Genomic DNA, 18,706 nt, shown 5'->3' on the forward strand with positions numbered 1-18,706 from the left:
AGGCTCAAATCCGAATGAGATTGAGGCCAAAACGATCGCGTTTTAGCTGTGTCTGCCACGTCGAAAGGGCCGAATGAGAAACTCGGTCAAGTTCTGCGGCTCGCGGATATTGGATAGGCCGACATCAGGCCACTCTTGGGCTTTCGGATAGTAGGCCGTCCCGAACAGAATGTCCCAGATGGCGGAGCCACTGCCGAAATTCCGGTTGAAATGCCGTCGTTCGATCGAATGATGGATGCGGTGAAATCGGTTGTCGGGAAAGATGTAGCGGACCCAACCCAGGTTCAGACGCGTCGAGCTATGCTCGAAATAACCTTGCCAGCGAACGAAGAATACCCAGATCCAGGGAACATAGTCCTGCTTGAAATCGAAAAGCAGCGAGACGGGAATGATCAGGAACGGGATCCTGAAGATCTCCTCGCTGAAATGATGGTTGCTGTTGAAGGCACTCATTTCCTCTAGCGAATGATGCTCGGCGTGGAAACGCCAGAAGAACCTGTTGCTATGCTGGAGCCGGTGGAACCAATAGTAGAAGAACTCGCTGACCTGCAGGACGAGAAAGGAAGCAGCTATGGCACCCAACAGATGCAGCGGCCATGCGTTCGAAAACCTCGAGAGGAATGTCAGGTCGATCGCAAACAACGGCTTTACGCCGATGCCAGCCCAAAACCAGTAGAAGAGGGTCAGGCTTGCCTTGGTTATGAGGATGTTTGTCACGCAGAAGATCATGCCGCGAAGTTTCGATACATAGCTATAGCGAGACTTCGGAAAGACGACCTCGGCTGCGAGCAACAGCAAGGCAACCGGAAGAACGCGGTCGGTATATTCCTCCATGAATTCAAGCAAACGAAGCAAATTTTCCATTGTCAATTTGCTATCCATGGAACGATGGAGGGCGATGCTCCTCCTTATCCGAGGATAGGTGTCGCTTCAACTTGATGATTAAAAACTGGTTAAGGGCATGATGGTCGCGGCTAGGTTGGTGGTCCGAAAACGGCCACGCTCCAGGGCAATCAGCCTATCCGCGGGCTTTCAAGGCAGCGATCAGCGGCAGCCGGCTGGCGGCAAGTGCCGGAAGCGCGCCACCAAGGAGTCCGATTGAAAGGCCAAGCATACCGCCGGTCAGCATGACTTGCGGCGTGACGGTAAGCTGAAAAGCCAAGGTGGCATCATTGGCCCCTATGGTGCTGGCGCGCCACCCTTCGATGACAAGCCGCGATGCCAAGACGCCGACGCCTGCACCGGCCGCAGCCAAGAGGGCGGCCTCCAACCAGGTTGCGAGAAAAGCGGATAGGCGGCTGAAGCCGAGTGCCCGCATGGTCGCGATCTCGACCGTTCTGTCGGAAATGGAGCTCATCATCGTATTGAGTGCCCCTGCGGTTGCCCCGATCGCCATCAGCAAGGCGATGGGCCAGCCGAACAGGCGTATGAGATCGGCCATGCGCCCAGCCTGCGATGCATAAAGTCCAGCCTCGGAAACGGCCGTCAGCGGCGTCTCCGTAATCGTCGCCAGCTTGGCGTTCAACTTGGCAAGGGAGGATGGATCGGCAAGCCGCAATCGCAGGCTTTGCACGTCGCCCTGCCGGTCGAAGGCGGCACGCACCGCATCGATATCGCCCCAGATTTCCGATTCGAATGCGCTGCCATTGGCAGTGAAGTGTCCGACCACGGTCCAGTCGACGGTGCCGAGCCGCACCTTTGCGCCAAGGCCGAAGCCGGGATAATCGCGGGCGATGCCTGCTCCGACGACAATCTCTCTGGCGCCGGGCGTGAACAACCTCCCCTGCGAAAGGGCGATACCATTCCGGATCGAAAGACCGCTGCCATCCATGCCGCGCAGGGCGAAGGTCCTTACGCGTTCATCTCTTCCGGCCGGGCCATCGACGCGGATTATCAGTTCGCGGGATGCAAGAAGATCTCCGTCCGAATCTCGTAGGACACCGATATCGTCGGCACTGGCCTTGAGGTTGCGGATCGCATCGGCTGATATATCGGAGCCGGTCTCCTGGTTCGTGCCACCGCCGAGCACGACGGCGACCAGCGGCGAGCCCGCGCCGCTCAACGCCTTCTCGAGGCCGCTCGCCATTGCTAGGAAGCCTATGAGCACGATGACGACGAGCGATACCGACAATGCCATGGAGAGCGAAATCGCCAGGCGCCGCTTCATGCTGCCGAGTGCGGTTCTTGTCGCAACGATGATCTGTCTGATTTGGATGGACATATCGGTCACCTTGTTCGGAAGGCTTTCATGATGGGGGTTCGCATGGCGTTGACAGCCGGCACGAGGCCGGTTGTGAGTCCAAGGACAAGCACGATCGCCGTTGCATGCAGCAGCACGACCGGAGAGAAGACAAGACCGAGCGACGGGCCGGCAAATATCGCTCCGGCTCTCGCCAAGGCCAGCCCGATGGCGCCGCCGATGATGAACATGAACAGTGTTTCACCGAGGACGAGGGTGAGGATCGTCATGCGCGAGATGCCCAGCGTTTTCAGGACGGCGATTTCGAATGTTCGCTCGCGCACGGCGAAGGCCATGGTGTTGATGACGATCATCAGCAGCGTGACGAAGGCAGCCCCTGTGACCAGATCGACGATGAGGCCGATATCGGCATACTGGCGCAGGAAGGCTTCGAGAAACTGCTTTTCGGACTGAGTGCGCGTGGGCGCCGCGGAGTTGGCGAAGAGCGCGTCGATATGGGCAGCCAGAACGCCCGGCGAAACGCCGTCGCGCGGCTTGATGATGAAAGCATCCACCGTGTCCTTGTCTTTTGCGCGGGCGGCATTGACGTAATCGTAGCGGGCGATGGTGAAGTAGGTGTCGGTGCTGGCGCTTTCGCCCTCGAAGATCCCCGCGATCACGAAGCGCCAGTCGCGGCCGCCGTCCTGCTTCGCCACCTGAAAGGTGGTGACGGTGATGTTTTGGCCAACAGACCAGCCTTCGGCTTCGGCGAGCGCCCGTCCGACCAGCACCCGGTCGCGGCCTTGACCGATCGCCTCGAGCAGATCGGGTGTAAGGCCGAGTTCCCGGCCGTTGGTTTCCATCAGCAACGCCGGATCGACGGCGCTGATTGGCACGACATTCTTTTCGACATCGATGAAGCCGCGCAGGCGCGTCATGTAACCGACCGCTGCGACATCGGGATCGGCCGCAATGCGGGCGCGGTGGGCCATCGGCAATGGCTGCCCGCGCCCGCTGGCACTCATGACGCCGAGAATATTGTCGCTCGCGGCCGACGCGCCCTGCGAACCGGCAAGGAAGCTGGCGGTCAGCCCATGGATGAGAAAGGCGACGGCGATGCAGACAATGAGCAGAGTAGTGCGCAGCGGCTTTCGCCAGGCATTCTTTCGGGCGAGGTCGAGGAAGGTCATCAGGCTGCCTTCTCCGCTTCGATGAACTGTCCCTTGTCGAGATGCAGCGTCCGTCTGGCCGAGGCTGCGGCCCGGGGATCGTGGGTCACCATGATAATGGTCTTTCCCAGTTCGCGATTGAGGAAGTTGAGCATCTGCAGCACATCGTCGGCGGAGGCCCGGTCGAGATCGCCGGTCGGCTCGTCGCAGAGCAGCAGGCCGGGATCGGAAACAATGGCGCGCGCAATGCCGACGCGCTGCTGCTGCCCGCCCGACATGGAAGAGGGATATTGCTTTTCCCTGCCGGTGAGCCCGACGAGATCGAGGACCTTGCCGACCCGGTCACGCCGTTCTTTTGTGCTGAGGGGCTTCAGGAGGAGCGGGAGTTCGACATTCTCTGCCGAGGTCAGCATCGGCAGCAGATTGTAGAACTGGAAGACGATGCCGATATTGTGCGCTCGCCAGGAGGAAAGCGCCCGTTCGCCCATCCAGTCGAGCCGATGGTCGCCGATGCTTACACTTCCGGCATCTGGCCGGTCGATGCCGGCCAGCATGTTGAGGAGTGTGGATTTCCCCGATCCGGACGGCCCCATGATGGCGACGAAATCGCCTTGCGGAATGGCAAGGTCGAGGCCCGAGAAGATGGAGATATCCTCCTTGCCGATACGATAGGCCTTTCGCACCTCTTTGAGCTCGATATAGACGTCCTGGGTCATGGCTTGCTGTCTCCATTCTTGGCGATCGTGTCTGGAAGGGGGATACGGATGCGGGCGGCCATGTTCGGCCGAATGCCTTCCGGCGGATCGATGAGGGAAAGGCGAACCGTGATTGTGCCCTTTTCGACCGAGGCGATAGGCGCGAGCCGCACCACCTCGACCGCAAAGGCCCGATCGGGAAATCCGTCGAGCACGGCCTCGCCCCGCAAGCCCGGTCTGAGAAATGCGATATTGGTTTCCGCCACGTCGGCGTCGATCGCCATGCTGGTCGTATCGGTGATGGCAAGCAGGCTCTGGTTTTCGCGCACGCTGTCGGCACGGGCAAGCACGGTGTCGCCGACATGGGCGCTCAGCCGTGTCACCGTGCCGGCAAAGGGCGCGCGGACCATCAGTTCCGCCAGGGGCTCCTCGGCGGAGCGAACGCCGAGCGCGGCTGTCGTGAGATCCTGCCGCGCCTGCGCCAGAGCGTTGGATGCACGGGCAAAGGCCGTTCTCGATTCTTCCAATTGCTGCCGCGAGGCCGCATCGCGGCTGGCGAGGCTCTCGAGGCGGTCGAGCGATGCACGCGCCTGAAGGAGATCGATGTCACGCGCCTTGACCGTCAGATCGGCAGCGGCGCGCGCGGCTTCAGCCTTTTCCAGCGCGATGTGGGCGACCGCATCATCGAGTGCAATCAGAACCTGCCCGGCTTCGACCCGGTCGCCGGGCTCGACGGCGACATCGGTAATTCTGGCTTCATATTTGGAGAAAACGGTCGTGCTGCGCGGAGCAACGACAATCCCGGCGCCGGTTATTTCGCCGACCTGTCTTTTTATGACACCCTGCTTGTTGTCCCTTTCATCTGTGTCTTCAACTAGGGCGGTTTCCGTCGCGCGTGGCTCGCTCCGCAAGGCCGGTATGGAAGAGAGAGGCGTTCCCGACGGGTGGAATATACGGGGACGATAGATGACGATGATCAGGCTGGTGGCCGCAACCAATGCCAGGCTCAGGAGAGGAATGGTCCGCCGCCTTGGGGCGTGGGGCGGATCCTGTGTTATGTGCCGCCGCTCAAGGGAGAGGGAGGTCAGCGTGGCGGCAAGTCTCTGGTCGTGATCGGTGAGGGTGCTCATGAGGAAGAGCATGGCCATCCGACGGGGAAACGGAGACCTCGAACATGATCCGGATCGTGCTTAATCGCGATTTAGTCAGTCTTTGCAGTGGCCGAAATCAGCTGGAAGGTTTGCGCGACCTGTCGCGCCATTCGAGCGGCGTCGTATCGGTAACGCGCCGGAACTCGCGATTGAAGTTCGATTTGGTCTGAATACCGACATCGAACATGATTTTCGTCACCGGCTTTTCGGTTTCTGCCAGCAGCAGGCAGGCCTCGGCGATCCGGTGCTCGTTGACATATTGCGAGACATTCTTACCGGTTGCGCGGTTGATGGCTGCGGAAATCTGCCGAGCGGGAATTGCAAGCTTGCGCGCCAACCGGTCCAGATTGAGATCGACATCGCGATAGGCGTGCCTGTCTTTCATCAAGGCCTGCACCGCCACAAGCGTCTGTGCGTCTTCAAGGAATTCTGGCGGACGAACGTTTTCCGTCTTTTCGGCGGGCGCATGGCTGCGGCTGGCAGCGGCAGCGGCCATGGCCAGAATTGCCAGTCCGATGAGATTTCCGAAGCTGATGACCTTCAGTGCATATATGCCGCCGGCCCAGGCAAAATCCAGCCAGATGAACGCATCCACCGCTGCCGAGAGCAGAAGCGCGCCTGCGGCAAAGAGGATGGCCCTATAGGTCGGGCCGGCATTTTCGAAAGGTGCAAGACGGAGGGCGTCCGTGCCCGAGCGCATGAGAAGCAGGATTGCTGCGGCATAGCCGATATCGATAAGGATGATCCCGATATCGATCGCGTCGCGCCATATCGCGACCAGCACGCCAATAAGCCCCGCCGGAAGACCATGCAGGCATATCTGCTGAATTGGCGATAGAGCGCTTTTGCGCGCCAGCCTGGAGATCCCCAGATAGGCAAGCGGCGGCACCATCGCAGCTGCGACCGGCATGGCGTACATGACAGGCAAAACGGCATAACCCCAACGCAACCCAGACAGTACGGACTGAAAGGCGCTGAGAAGAATGAGCGCCTGGAAAGGAAGATTGGGTGAGGGACTGTCGTCGCGGCTCCGGACGACGCCGAAGAGAGTGACGAGCAAAATGGCGACGACGAATGGAAGCGGAATGAAAATCATCGATCGTTCGGAGCAGGACCTGTCTGTATCTCCAGCCGATCATGCCGAAAGACGGGCCGCACCGCGACCTCAATCATGTTTCAGGTCGTCAAAATTCTGGGGAGGGAGGCCGGTTGTCGTGGCATGTCACTCCGCTGCGGCGGCAAGACATCCATCGATGATCCCGCTGATTTCCGCACGGCAGGAACCGCAATTGGTTCCCGCATTCGTCGCAGCGCCGACAGCTTCGACGCTGTGACATCCATTGCGAATGGCGGCGACGATGCTGTTGACGCCGACCGAAAAGCAGGAGCAGACAGTGGCGCCCGGGTCGGGCTGATCGGCGCCCGGGCGTCCGGCAACGATGAGGAAGCGCTTGCGCAGATCGGAGTGAACAGCGGTGAGTTCAGCGGCTGCCCAACTGCGGGATACGGCAACCGGCTCGCGGGCAAGGAAGAATGCAGCAAGCAGGCGCTCGCCGTCGAAGAAGGCGAGCCGCAAATCGCCGGTCTCATGATCTGCATATCCAAGCGGCTCGATTTCGATCGGAAGCGCAAATGTGCGACGACACCATGCGATCCAATCATCGATGCGATCGGTCGCCTTGAAAGCCAGCTCGATCCGCCAGCCACCCTCGGTTCGGCCAAGCGCCCAATAGGCGGTTTCGGCAGCAGGCTTGGTAGCGCTTACCGCAAATCCGTAGAGCGCTGCATCGAAGGGGCGGGCCGTGATGGCAATGTTTTTCGAAGCCGGCTGACCTGAGACGGGATCGGTCACAGCCGGGACTAGCGCGTCGATGCGGGCTTTGGCGGCGAACTGGTCATTCCAGTGCATCGGCACGAAAATGCTGCCGCGTGCCTGCCGTTCGGTGATCAAGGCCCGGACGACCACACTGCCATGCGGGCTTTCGACCTCTACCAGAGCGGCACTGCGAATGCCGCGCTCCATCGCATCGCGTGGATGAATTTCCGCGAACGGCTCGGCCATGTGACCGGAAAGTCTCGCGCTTTTGCCGGTGCGTGTCATCGTGTGCCACTGGTCGCGGATGCGGCCGGTATTGAGGGTCAAACCAAAGCGTCCATTTGTGCGGGACGTTTCCGGCGCCTGGATTGTCATGAACCGCGCCTTGCCGTCTGGATGGTAGAAATCGCCATCGGCGAAGAAGCGTGTCCGGGTCGTTCCCTCTCTGGAAACCGGCCATTGGAAAGGGGCCAGATCCTGGTAGGTGTCACCGTCTATCCTTGAGAAGGCGCCGATATCGAAATCCCTGCTCCCCTCGTTTTCAAAGGCGGAGAGCGCGGCGTGCTCGCCGAAGATGTCCGCAGGCGAGCGAAAATCGAAACCTTGGAATCCCATCCGACGACCGACTTCGGCCATCTGCCACCAATCCGCCTTTGCCTCGCCGGGCGCAGGAAGGAAGCGGCGTTGCCTGGAGATGCGCCGTTCCGAATTGGTAACCGTACCGTCTTTTTCACCCCAGCCGAGGGAGGGCAGCAGGATATCGGCATGGCGCGTCGTATCCGTCTCACGCAGGACGTCGGAGACGACGACGAAAGGACAAGACTTGATGGCTGCCGCAACTGCGTCGGCGTCGGGCATCGAGACGACCGGATTGGTCGCCATGATCCAGAGCGCCTTGATCCGCCCCTCAGCGACGGCTCGAAACATGTCGACTGCCTTCAGGCCCGGCCTTTCGGCGATGACAGGCGATCCCCAAAAGCGCTGTACGCGATCCCGGTCTTGGCGGTCTTCGATGGCCATGTGGGCGGCGAGCATGTTTGCAAGCCCACCCACCTCGCGCCCACCCATGGCGTTCGGCTGCCCCGTCAGAGAGAAAGGTCCCATCCCGGGGCGACCGATGCGGCCTGTGGCGAGATGGCAATTGATGATGGCGTTGACCTTGTCGGTTCCGGAAGCCGATTGATTGACGCCCTGGCTGTAGCAGGTGACGCTCTTTTCCACCGTCTCGAACAGCCGGAAGAAGGCGCGCAATTGCTCCGCCGCCAAGCCGCTGCGTTCCATCACGTCATCGAAGGAAAGACTTGCCGCTGCGGTGACCGCATTCTCGAAACCCGTCGTATGGGTGGCAATATAGGCTCGGTCGAGCGCATTGCTTTCGGCGAGGTGAGCAAGCAGGCCCATGAACAGGGCGACATCGCCATCGGGGCGGATCGCAAGGTGCATATCGGCGATGTCACAGGTCATCGTCCGGCGCGGATCGATGACGACAATCTTCATAAAGGGCCGAGCCGACTTGGCGGCTGCAAGCCGCTGGTAAAGGACGGGATGACACCAGGCGAGGTTCGACCCCGTGAGAATGACGAGATCCGCGAGCTCGAGGTCTTCATAGGTGCCGGGCACCGTGTCCGAGCCGAAGGCGCGGCGATGGCCGGCGACCGAGGACGACATGCAGAGCCGCGAATTGGTATCGATATTGCCCGATCCGATGAAGCCCTTCATCAGCTTGTTGGCGACATAATAATCTTCCGTCAGCAACTGGCCGGAGACGTAGAAGGCAACCGAGTCCGGGCCATGCTCGGTGACCGTCTCGCCGAAGCGTTTCGCGACCAGATCAAGCGCCTCGTCCCACTCTGCACGCTCTCCGGCGATTTCCGGAAATAGGAGCCGGCCGTCGAGATCGATGGTCTCCGCGAGCGCCGAGCCTTTCGAGCAGAGCCGCCCGAAATTGGCGGGATGGTCGGGATCGCCTGCGACGGAGACCTTGCCGGTATCATCGACCTTGGCGATGACGCCGCAGCCGACGCCGCAATAGGGGCAGGTGGTTTTGGTTTCAATGGACATGGATTGGGTCCATGAAGGTTAGAGCGTGAGAGAACACCCCCCTCTGTCCCTGCGGGACATCTCCCCCACAAGGGGGGAGATCACATGGCGCCACTTTCGTCGGCTTTTTCGTTTCGGCTCGGTAAAGCTGGCTTCTTGCACCGACCAATCTCGCCCCTTGTGGGGGAGATGTCAGCGAAGCTGACAGAGGGGGGTGACTTTTCCCGCGCGCTGTCATCCTCACTCCGCCGCCATCATCAGGCTTTCGAGTGCGATAAACAGCGCGCCATCTTCGTTGCGGACGGGAATGGTTCGCACCTCGCCTTGATCGGCCCCGAGCGCCTTGCCGGTTTCGAGCGAGATTACCCAGTTGTGCAGCGGACAGGTCACGGCTGTGCCGTGAACGATGCCCTGGGAGAGTGGCCCGCCCTTATGGGGGCAATGATCCTCGATGGCGAAGACCTCGTTTTCCGCCGTACGGAACACGGCGATCTTGCCTTGTGGCGTCTTTACGCAGCGGGCGCCCCGCAGCGGAATGTCCGAGATATCGCCGATTGCGTGCCAGCCTTCCTTTGGCCAGTTCATGTCCATCTCCTTACTCCGCGGCCTGCGGGAAGCCGATTGTCGCCATCGGCCGGAATTCATGCTTGTCCTTGCCGGAAACGCGTTCCGACCACGGATCGACCTGTGCGAACTTCTGGCTGAAAACGAAGCGCTCGTAATAGGCCCTGCGCTTCTCGTGATCCTGCATGATCTGGCGGCGGATCTCGTCAAGGCCAATGCGCTTGGCCCATTTGTAGATTCGTTCGAGATAGCGACCCTGCTCCCGGTACATCTGTGTCAGCGCCACGATATGTTCGAGCGCTTCATCCTCGCTTTTGACGAGGCCGAGAACCTCTGTGCCTTTGATGTCGAGACCAGCGGCGCCGGCAAAATGGATCTCGAAACCCGAGTCCACGCAGATGACGCCGATATCCTTGCAGGTCGCTTCGGCGCAATTGCGTGGACAGCCCGAGACCGCCATCTTGAGCTTTGCCGGTGTCCACGAACCCCACATGAATTTTTCGATGCGGATGCCGAGGCCGGTGGAATCCTGCGTGCCGAAGCGGCACCAGTCGGAGCCGACGCAGGTCTTCACGGTGCGCAAACCCTTCGCATAGGCCTGACCGGAAACGAAGCCCGCCTTGCCGAGATCGGCCCAGACACCCGGCAAGTCTTCCTTTTCGACGCCGAGAAGATCGATACGTTGCCCGCCGGTAACCTTCACCATCGGGATCGCAAACTTATCGACCACGTCGGCGATGGCACGCAGTTCCTTGGAGCTGGTCACGCCACCCCACATGCGTGGAACGACCGAATAAGTCCCGTCCTTCTGGATATTGGCATGGACGCGCTCATTGATGAAACGCGACTGGTAGTCATCAGCATATTCGTCCGGCCAGTCGCAGACGAGATAGTAGTTGAGCGCCGGGCGGCACTTGGCGCAGCCGCAGGAGGTTTTCCATTCGAGTTCCTGCATGACGGCCGGAATGGTCTTCAGACCCTTGGCCTTGATAAGCCGACGCACGTCGTCATGGCCAAGCTCGGTGCAGGTGCACATCGGCTGGACGGCAGCGGGATTGTAGCTGTCGCCCAAGGTCAGCACCATCAGCTTCTCGACGAGGCCGGTGCAGGAGCCACAGGAGGCCGAGGCCTTGGTGTGGGCGCGCACGTCATCGAGCGAGGAAAGCCCCTTGGCTGATATGGTCGAGGTGATCTTTCCCTTGCAGACGCCGTTGCAGCCGCAGATCTCCGCATCATCCGGCAAGGCTGCAACGGCCGCCATAGGGTCCAGCGGAGTTCCTCCCTGATAGGCCTGGCCGAAAATCAAGGTGTCACGCATCGGGGAAATATCGACGGCCCTCTTCTTCAGGTCGTTGAACCATGCCCCGTCGGCTGTTTCGCCGTAAAGAACCGTTCCGATGATGCGGTTGTCCTTCAGCACCAGGCGCTTGTAGACGCCGGCAGTCGCGTCGCGCAGCACGATCTCCTGCCGGTCATCGCCATCGGCGAAATCGCCGAGTGAATAAAGGGCGATGCCGGTAACCTTGAGCTTGGTCGGCGTGTCGGAGTGCACGAATTCCGGCTCGCTGTTGCCGGCCAGGCGCGCAGCGGCAACGCGCGCCATCTCGTAAAGAGGCGCGACGAGGCCGTAGACCATGCCGCCGACCTCCGCGCATTCGCCGAGGGAAAGGATATTGCCGTCGGAGGTCTGCATGCCGGCATCGACGACGATGCCGCGGTTGACCGCAAGGCCGGCTTCTTTTGCGAGGCCGATATTCGGCCGAATGCCGACTGCCATGACGACCAGGGTTGCGGGCACGATTGTGCCATTGTCGAGCTCGACACCCTCGACCCTGTCATTGCCGATAATGGCCTTCGTATTGGCCTTGCAGATGACCTTTATGCCGCGCTCCTCGACCGCCTTCTGAAGGAGGTAGCCGGCGGCGGGGTCGAGCTGACGCTCCATCAGCGTCGGCATGACATGCAGCACCGTGACGTCCATCCCGCGCTGGGCAAGGCCAGCCGCCGCCTCGAGGCCGAGCAGGCCGCCGCCGATGACGACAGCCTTTTCGCGCGATTGGGCGGCAAGCAGCATGGCCTGCACGTCGTCCAGATCGCGATAGGTGATGACGCCGGGAAGATCTTTGCCGGGAACCGGGATGATGAAGGGAACGGAGCCGGTGGCGATCACCAGCTTGTCGTAGCTCTCCGTGACGCCGTGATCAGAGGTGACGGTCTTTGCCACCCGGTCGATGGCGACGATCTTGTGCCCCTTGTAGAGGGTGATGCCGTGCTTGATGTACCAGCCATCGCCGTGGATGATGATCTGCTCGTAGTCCTTCTCCCCGGACAGGACCGGCGACAGCATGATGCGATCGTAATTGACGCGCGGTTCGGCATTGAAGATCGTAACGCTGTAGCGACCGGGTGCCTGTTCGAACAGATGCTCCAGCATGCGCCCTGGCGCCATGCCGTTGCCGATGATGACGAGTTTTTCAACGCGTGATTCTTGCATGGGTTCTTACTCCGCAGCTTCGACGAAGCGATGGCGTTCGTAGAGGAATTTCAGCACCGCCTCGCGGCACTTGAGGTAGGTCCGGTCCGAGGCGAGCGCGATGCGGTTGCGTGGGCGCTCGATCGCGACCTCGAGCACGTCACCGATGCGGGCGGCCGGACCGTTGGTCATCATCACGATACGGTCGGACAGGAGCACTGCCTCGTCCACGTCGTGAGTAATCATCACCATGGTGTTGGCGAGCCTCGAATGGATCTCCATGACCGCATCCTGCAGATGAGCGCGGGTCAGCGCATCGAGCGCGCCGAAGGGCTCATCGAGCAACAGGATCTTCGGCTCCATCGCCAGCGCGCGGGCAATGCCGACGCGCTGCTTCATGCCGCCGGAAATTTCCGACGGGCGCCGGTCCTTGGCGTGTGCCATCTGGACGAGGTCGAGGTTGGCCATGACCCAATCATGCTTTTCGGCTTTTGATTTTGCGGACTTGAAGACTTTGGAGACGGCGAGGTGGACGTTTTCGTAAACCGTCAGCCAAGGCAGCAGCGAATGGTTCTGGAAAACGACGGCACGTTCCGGCCCAGGCGCATTGACTTCGCGGTTTTCAAGGAGAACGGCACCCTTGGAGACTGGCGTCAGCCCGGCGATCAGATTGAGCAGGGTGGACTTGCCGCAGCCGGAATGGCCGATGATCGAAACGAATTCACCCTTTTCGATCGTCAGGTTGATGTCCGTCAAAACTTCTGTCCGCACGCCGGCGCGGTCGAAATGCTTGTCGATATGATCGAGCTTGAGATACGCGTTCATCATATCCTCCTCAGTTTGCCGAAGCGCCGCGGGTGACGATCTTGCCGGCCGCCGCCACCAGCTTGTCGAGGGCAAAGCCGACGACGCCGATATAGGCGAGGGCGACAATGATGTCGGGAAGGCGCGACGAGTTCCACGCATCCCATATGAAGAAGCCGATCCCGACGCCGCCGGTCAGCATTTCGGCCGCGACGATAGCAAGCCAGGAAAGCCCGACGCCGATCCTCAGGCCTGTGAAGATGTAAGGTGCTGCCGAAGGCAGCATGATCTCGAAGAAGAACTCGAGCGGGTTCAGCCGCAGCACCTTGGCGACGTTGCGGTAATCTTCGGGAATGTTGCGCACGCCGACGGCGGTGTTGATGATAACAGGCCAGATCGAGGTGATGAAGATCACGAAGATCGCCGAGGGATTGGCATTCTGAAAGGCGGCAAGCGACAAGGGCAGCCAGGCAAGCGGCGGCACGGTGCGCAGCACCTGAAAGATCGGATCAAGGCCGCGCATGGCCCAGACGGACTGGCCGATGATGGCGCCGATCACCACGCCGACCACGGCCGCCATCCCGAAGCCATAGGCAACGCGCTGCAGCGAAACCAGCACGCGCCAGCCAAGGCCGATATCCTGGGAACCGTTATTGAAGAAGGGAAAGACGATCAGATCGTAGGCTTCCGTCCAAACGACAGAGGGGGAGGGGAGCGAGGCGGTCGGCGACGAACAGAGGACCTGCCAGACGAGCAGCATCACTGCCAGCACTATGGATGGCGGCAAGACGCTGCGCGCCAGCGTGGCCGCGATAGTCCTCGCATCGAATCTTGCAACACGCCTGCCGGAGAACGGCACGATGTTCGGCTCGGGTTTTGCGGATGCGACCGCGGTTAGCTTTTCTTGTTTTGCCAGGGCGGACATCAGCGCGCTCCTTTGAAGGTGTCGAGAAATGAGGCCGGCGCGCCGAGACGCGCCGAAAGCGGACCTCTTACGAGGCGGCCTTGATCGCCAGGCTGTCGAGATAGGCCGACGGGTTCTCCGGATCGAAGACCTTGCCGTCGAAAAACACTTCCTTGCCGCGCGACGGCGAAGCAGGAATGTCGGCTGCAGCCACGCCGAGTTCCTTTGCGGCGTCCCGCCAGACATCTTCCCGGTTAACTTGACTGACCAGCGTCTTGATGTCGGTATTCGGCGCAAACGTGCCCCAGCGGACGTTTTCCGTGACGAACCAGGCGTCATGGCTCTTGAACGGATAGGACGCGTTGTCGCGCCAGAATTTCATGAAGAGATCGGTGGCCTTCACGTCGCGGCCGTTGCCGTAATTGATGTCGCCTTTCAGGCGGCCGGCAACATCCTTCGGCGGCACATTAAACCACTGGCGGCGTCCGAGGATTTCGGCCATTTCATCCTTGTTTTCCATCCTGTCGGCCCATTGCTGTGCTTCCATGATCGCCATCAACAGGGCTTTTGCCGCATTCGGGTTCTTTTCCAGCCATTCGGCACGCAGGCCGAGCGCCTTTTCCGGGTGGTGCTTCCAGAGTTCGCCGGTGGTCGCCGCAGTAAAGCCGATGCCCTGGTTGACCAGTTGCTCGTTCCACGGTTCGCCAACGCAGAACGCGTCCATATTGCCGACCTTCATATTGGCGACCATCTGCGGCGGGGGGACGACGATGGTGGAGACGTCCTTGTTCGGGTCGATACCGCCCGCGGCAAGCCAGTAGCGGATCCAGAGATCGTGGGTCCCGCCCGGAAAGGTCATGGCGACCTTGACTTCGTTGCCGGCGGCCTTCTTTTTCGCGAAAGCTTCCTTCAGCTTGGAAGCATCGAGCTGGACGCCCGTTGCGGCATAGTCCTTGGCAACCGAAATGCCCTGGCTGTCGAGGTTGAGACGGGCAAGGATCGCCATCGGAACAGGTTTGTTGTTTTGGGTCACCTTCCCCGTGTGCATGAGATAGGGAAGCGGCGAGAGAATATGGGCGCCATCGATGCCGTTGGCCGCGCCCCCTAGGACCAGGTTGTCACGCGTGGCGCCCCAGGATGCCTGCTTGGCGACATCGACTTCAGGCAGTCCGTGCTTTTCGAAGAGGCCCTTCTCCTTGGCGACGATCAAGGGGGCCGCATCCGTCAACGCAATGTAGCCAAGCTTGATGCCCTTGACTTCCGGGCCAGCGGCCGCCGCAAAAGCACCCGAAGGAAATGCCGACCTGACCGCGCTGACGAGCGCAGCCGTTGCGGTAGTCTTGAGCATGCTGCGACGGCTGATGGCGGTCGTCAAAAACTTTGTCATTCGCAGGTTCCCTCTGCTGATCTCTCTTGATTTTGGACATAAAAAAACGCCGCTCGGTGATCGCGCCTGCGGGACGGAGGAAATGTCCCGGGCAGCAAAAACCTTGCGACGTCGATGTCTTTTGCGGGCGCCTATGGTGCACCCGGCTGCTTCGGTCGCCGTTGACCGATGCAAAATTTATGAAGCAAACGGCATGCCAAGTCTGGGTAATGCAGATAAGCCGTTGAGATGACTTATGAATTTTCCTAGCGGGACGCCATTGGCGGCTCGGCTATTACATCTCGCCTGCAACATTTTTGTGCGCCTGCAAAATTTGGCGCGCAAACTCTATGCAGTGCACACCCTTAGCTCAGATTTCCTCGCTATCGGTATTTTGGCGAAGATCGCTGCGGACGGTGAAGTTTCGGACATAGGAGAAGATGTCCGCGGGATCGAAAATGTGATCGTCCATAAATCGATCCGTCTGACTGTCGCCCTCGATACCGATGTCCAGCTCCTCGGGGCCGATGCCGAGCGCTGCCCGGTAGAGATCCGGCCGGTAGGCGCTGGTCGCCAAACGCACGCCCTCCTCGCTGAGAGCCGTCTGCCCCCAGCGGATCATCTGGCTGTAGATCCATAAGGCATGGCCGGGTTTTGGGTAGTTTGCAAAGTCATGATGAAAATTGAAATAGCCGGGAATGACGCGTCGATTGCCCCTGGCGTCCAGACTGAACTCTCCGGCCAGTACATGCCGGATGATATCGACCGGCGCCGCGATAAGGCGCGGATCCGCGAGAGCTTCTGCAAGCGCGTCATGATTGCCTGGGTCGTCGCACCAGCGGGCGGCGGCGTCCAATGCTACAATGAGGCGCGAGACGGTCTCGGGCTGGCTTTCGGCCCATTCCGGGCGCATGGCGATGACTTTTTCCGGAGCGGATGGCCAGATATCCTGCTTGGCGGCAACGATGCGGCCAACGCCGCGTTCGCAGGCGACCATGTTCCACGGGGCGCCGACGCAGAAGCCATCGATGGCGCCGGCAGCGAGCGCATCCGACGTCAGGGGCGGGGGGACTACGACAAGTTTCACGTCGCGATCCGGGTCTATTCCGCCCGCCGCCAGCCAGTAGCGGAATTCGTAATTATGTGACGAGAAGGGATAGGTAACGCCGAATACTGGCATGGCTTGCCCATGCGCCTTCATGACATCAAGCACTTTGCAGAGTGCCCTTGCATTCTCCAGGGCGCTAGCCTGTTCGGAAATGCCGGTGGTTTCACGCATGCGGTCGAAGAGCCGCGTCGAGAGTGTTATGGCGTTTCCGCCGCGTCCGAGCGAAAAGGGCGTTATGGTCGGGGACGGATTCGAGCCGAGCCCGAGCATGGATGCGACCGGCATCGGCGAAAGCATGTGGGCAATGTCGAACTGGCGAAAAGCCAGCCGGTCGCGGACGTTCGCCCAGGAGACGTCCTTGACGAGATCGAGCGTCAGACCTTCCTTCTTTGCAAATCCGAATTCGGCGGCGGCTATCAGCACCGAGGCATCGAGAAGCGGAATGAAACCGGCGCGCACAACCTTGGAGCCCGCAGTGCCGATGCCAGCCGGCGCGGCGAGCTTGCCCTGCGACTGCTTGATTTTACCGATCATGTTCACTCCGGCTTTCTCCCTGCCTTGCCCATCACATCAAGAGCGCGGCCGCGGTCACGACGCTCTGGGCAATTTCGGACATCTTCTTCTTTTCATTCATGGCGGTCTGGCGCAGCAGCGTGAATGCCTGCTCCTCCGACAGGCCACGCATTTTCATCAGAATCCCCTTGGCCCGCTCGATCACCTTGCGCTCCTCGAGCGCCGATTTTGCCTCCGCGAGCTCTCGTTGCAGCCTGCTGAAAGCGTTGAAGCGGCTGACCGTCATATCGAGGATCGACTTGACGCGTTCCTTCTTCAAGCCGTCGACAACATAGGCCGATACGCCGGCCTCGATCGCCGCTTCGATCTGCGCGGTATCGGAACGGTCGACGAACATGGCGATCGGGCGGCTGACGCTGCGTGTCAGCTGGAACAGGTGTTCCATCATGTCGCGATTGGGATTTTCTATATCGATGATGATCACGTCGGGCTTGAGCGTTTCGATGGTGCGCGCCACGCCTTGAACCTCATGAATGACCGTCACATTGGTGTGGCCGGCCTCGAGCAGCCCCTCCTCTATGATGGAAGCCCGTATCGCATTTTCGTCGATAACCAGGATTGTCAGGTCTGAATAGTTCATCGTCACCTTCAGCCGAAGATACCGTGCATGTAAATCGCAAAGGCGATCGCCGAAATAGGTAACGACCATTGGGCGGAAAGCCGTTTTCCCACGATCCATGCGAGAACGGCGCCGGCTCCAATGACCGCAAGGCCGACGAGTAGCTGTCGGTCAAGAAAGGCCAATCCGATTGCCGACACGCAAATACTTGTCGAAGCCGTCGCGAGAGCAATTTGCGTTCGCGACATCTGCGGCTCCAAGCTCAACGTAGACAAGCAGCCGTTCCAGCTGAACCCCATGGCGATGCAGAGGAGGACAAGAAGGAATGATATCATGATGCGGTGCCTCTCTTTGATGAAAGAGCCGAAGCAATCATCATGCCACTTCGCGAATTGCCGCTATTTCAGGCCTTGCGCCGAATATGAAGCTAAAGTTTGAGCACTCGCCCAATTCATTTGCGCTCTGGCAGCTATCTCCGGCGCACAGGCGAGGTCTGCACGCGTCGTGGCTTGGCGCGATCTTTACTCCCTCATCGATCTCTCGCGGCCTCGGCGGATGTCATGCCCGTGGCATCCGATATTGGTGACAGGAAACAGAAAGGCTTGTCGCGGGTTCTTTGCAGGAGGTGAGGATCTTCATCATGGCCATAAGCCTGGAGATTCAGGAACCAATTCGATCGCGAGGCAGTTAGAAAACAGACGCGGGAAAGAAAAAGGAGAACACCATGTCGAATGTTTCGCGAACAGGAACTGACGATGTCAACAATGCAACCAGCCGAACCACCTTCGGGCGATCCGTCGAGAGCAAGGCTCAGTTGCGGGATGCGGCGGCGCTCTCCTCACCAGGCGATGGCACGGAGACACTGAATATCTATCGTCTGGAACCCATCGCTGCCCCGGACGATCCACGTTGGGACAATGCTCCCAATCAGGGCACGATCATCGTGGCGGCCAGAAGTTCGGGCGACGCGCGCATCGTGGCGACGGGCAGGGAGCTCGACTTTATGGAGGTCGATGCCGCCCCTGCCGAAGATGTTACCACCAGTAACGCGAGCGCGTTTCGCGATGACAAGCTTTACACCGTGATCGAGATTTCTCGCGGCCGAACCGGTTTGAAACGGGGGGTGCTGGAGGGCGAGGTGTCCGTCGATACGATCCTTCCCACGCAAGTCGATCGCTGACCAGTCGATTTGAAGCCAGGAGGCGGAGCGCTGCGAAAAGGGCCGTGTGCTGAACCCGGCGTATCTTCCGTCAGCTTCGAGCCACCTTCCAATCAGCTTGCGCGGTATAGAAGATTGAGAGCTTG

The 18,706-nt window shown here is 60.3% G+C and carries 15 protein-coding genes; 1 reads left to right on the top strand and 14 read right to left on the bottom strand.

The genetic code is table 11. The annotated features are described in order from the left end of the window. Window positions 1–42: 42 nt before the first annotated feature. The 14 genes from RTCIAT899_RS24655 to RTCIAT899_RS24720 all read right to left on the bottom strand — a co-directional run bounded on the left by RTCIAT899_RS24655 (window position 43) and on the right by RTCIAT899_RS24720 (window position 17,422). Complete coding sequence (locus RTCIAT899_RS24655) at window positions 43–864, bottom strand: sterol desaturase family protein (protein ID WP_015342537.1); 822 nt, start codon at window positions 862–864, stop codon at window positions 43–45. A gap of 154 nt (window positions 865–1,018) precedes the next feature. Further along, window positions 1,019–2,221: an ABC transporter permease gene (locus RTCIAT899_RS24660; RefSeq protein WP_015342538.1), complete on the bottom strand. Its 1,203-nt coding sequence runs from the start codon at window positions 2,219–2,221 to the stop codon at window positions 1,019–1,021. 5 nt (window positions 2,222–2,226) lie between these two features. After that, the gene (locus tag RTCIAT899_RS24665) at window positions 2,227–3,369 is read right to left on the bottom strand and encodes an ABC transporter permease (RefSeq protein WP_015342539.1); all 1,143 of its coding nucleotides are present in this window, start codon (window positions 3,367–3,369) and stop codon (window positions 2,227–2,229) included. Beyond that, a complete protein-coding gene (locus RTCIAT899_RS24670; RefSeq protein WP_015342540.1) occupies window positions 3,369–4,064 on the bottom strand; it encodes an ABC transporter ATP-binding protein in 696 nt (231 codons plus the stop codon). The genes RTCIAT899_RS24665 and RTCIAT899_RS24670 overlap by 1 nt, the downstream gene beginning before the upstream one ends. Further along, the gene (locus RTCIAT899_RS24675) at window positions 4,061–5,173 is read right to left on the bottom strand and encodes an efflux RND transporter periplasmic adaptor subunit (protein ID WP_041678362.1); all 1,113 of its coding nucleotides are present in this window, start codon (window positions 5,171–5,173) and stop codon (window positions 4,061–4,063) included. Before RTCIAT899_RS24675 ends, RTCIAT899_RS24670 begins: the two co-directional genes overlap by 4 nt. A gap of 97 nt (window positions 5,174–5,270) precedes the next feature. Further along, window positions 5,271–6,290 carry a helix-turn-helix domain-containing protein gene (locus tag RTCIAT899_RS24680; RefSeq protein WP_015342542.1) on the bottom strand — a complete coding sequence of 340 codons (1,020 nt, stop codon included), beginning with the start codon at window positions 6,288–6,290 and terminating at the stop codon, window positions 5,271–5,273. Window positions 6,291–6,416: 126 nt separating this feature from the next. Next, window positions 6,417–9,071 carry a nitrate reductase gene (locus tag RTCIAT899_RS24685; protein WP_015342543.1) on the bottom strand — a complete coding sequence of 885 codons (2,655 nt, stop codon included), beginning with the start codon at window positions 9,069–9,071 and terminating at the stop codon, window positions 6,417–6,419. Window positions 9,072–9,290: 219 nt separating this feature from the next. Continuing rightward, entirely contained in the window at window positions 9,291–9,641 is a 351-nt protein-coding gene (gene nirD / locus RTCIAT899_RS24690) for a nitrite reductase small subunit NirD (protein ID WP_015342544.1), read from the bottom strand. A 4-nt stretch (window positions 9,642–9,645) separates the two neighbouring features. Then, a complete protein-coding gene (gene nirB / locus RTCIAT899_RS24695) occupies window positions 9,646–12,108 on the bottom strand; it encodes a nitrite reductase large subunit NirB (RefSeq protein ID WP_015342545.1) in 2,463 nt (820 codons plus the stop codon). A 6-nt stretch (window positions 12,109–12,114) separates the two neighbouring features. Next, on the bottom strand, window positions 12,115–12,912 hold the full coding sequence (locus RTCIAT899_RS24700) for an ABC transporter ATP-binding protein (RefSeq protein WP_015342546.1): 798 nt from the start codon (window positions 12,910–12,912) through the stop codon (window positions 12,115–12,117). A 10-nt stretch (window positions 12,913–12,922) separates the two neighbouring features. Then, window positions 12,923–13,816 (bottom strand): nitrate ABC transporter permease, encoded by an 894-nt coding sequence (gene ntrB, locus RTCIAT899_RS24705; protein WP_015342547.1) that lies wholly within the window; start codon window positions 13,814–13,816, stop codon window positions 12,923–12,925. Window positions 13,817–13,883: 67 nt separating this feature from the next. Next, window positions 13,884–15,182: a CmpA/NrtA family ABC transporter substrate-binding protein gene (locus tag RTCIAT899_RS24710; RefSeq protein ID WP_015342548.1), complete on the bottom strand. Its 1,299-nt coding sequence runs from the start codon at window positions 15,180–15,182 to the stop codon at window positions 13,884–13,886. Window positions 15,183–15,531: 349 nt separating this feature from the next. Continuing rightward, the gene (locus RTCIAT899_RS24715; RefSeq protein ID WP_041678153.1) at window positions 15,532–16,803 is read right to left on the bottom strand and encodes a CmpA/NrtA family ABC transporter substrate-binding protein; all 1,272 of its coding nucleotides are present in this window, start codon (window positions 16,801–16,803) and stop codon (window positions 15,532–15,534) included. Window positions 16,804–16,834: 31 nt separating this feature from the next. Further along, entirely contained in the window at window positions 16,835–17,422 is a 588-nt protein-coding gene (locus RTCIAT899_RS24720; RefSeq protein ID WP_015342550.1) for an ANTAR domain-containing response regulator, read from the bottom strand. 703 nt (window positions 17,423–18,125) lie between these two features. Here RTCIAT899_RS24720 and RTCIAT899_RS24730 point away from each other — a divergent pair. After that, window positions 18,126–18,581 carry a hypothetical protein gene (locus tag RTCIAT899_RS24730; protein WP_015342552.1) on the top strand — a complete coding sequence of 152 codons (456 nt, stop codon included), beginning with the start codon at window positions 18,126–18,128 and terminating at the stop codon, window positions 18,579–18,581. Window positions 18,582–18,706 lie beyond the last annotated feature (125 nt).

The organism is Rhizobium tropici CIAT 899 (assembly GCF_000330885.1).
Taxonomy (GTDB): domain Bacteria; phylum Pseudomonadota; class Alphaproteobacteria; order Rhizobiales; family Rhizobiaceae; genus Rhizobium; species Rhizobium tropici.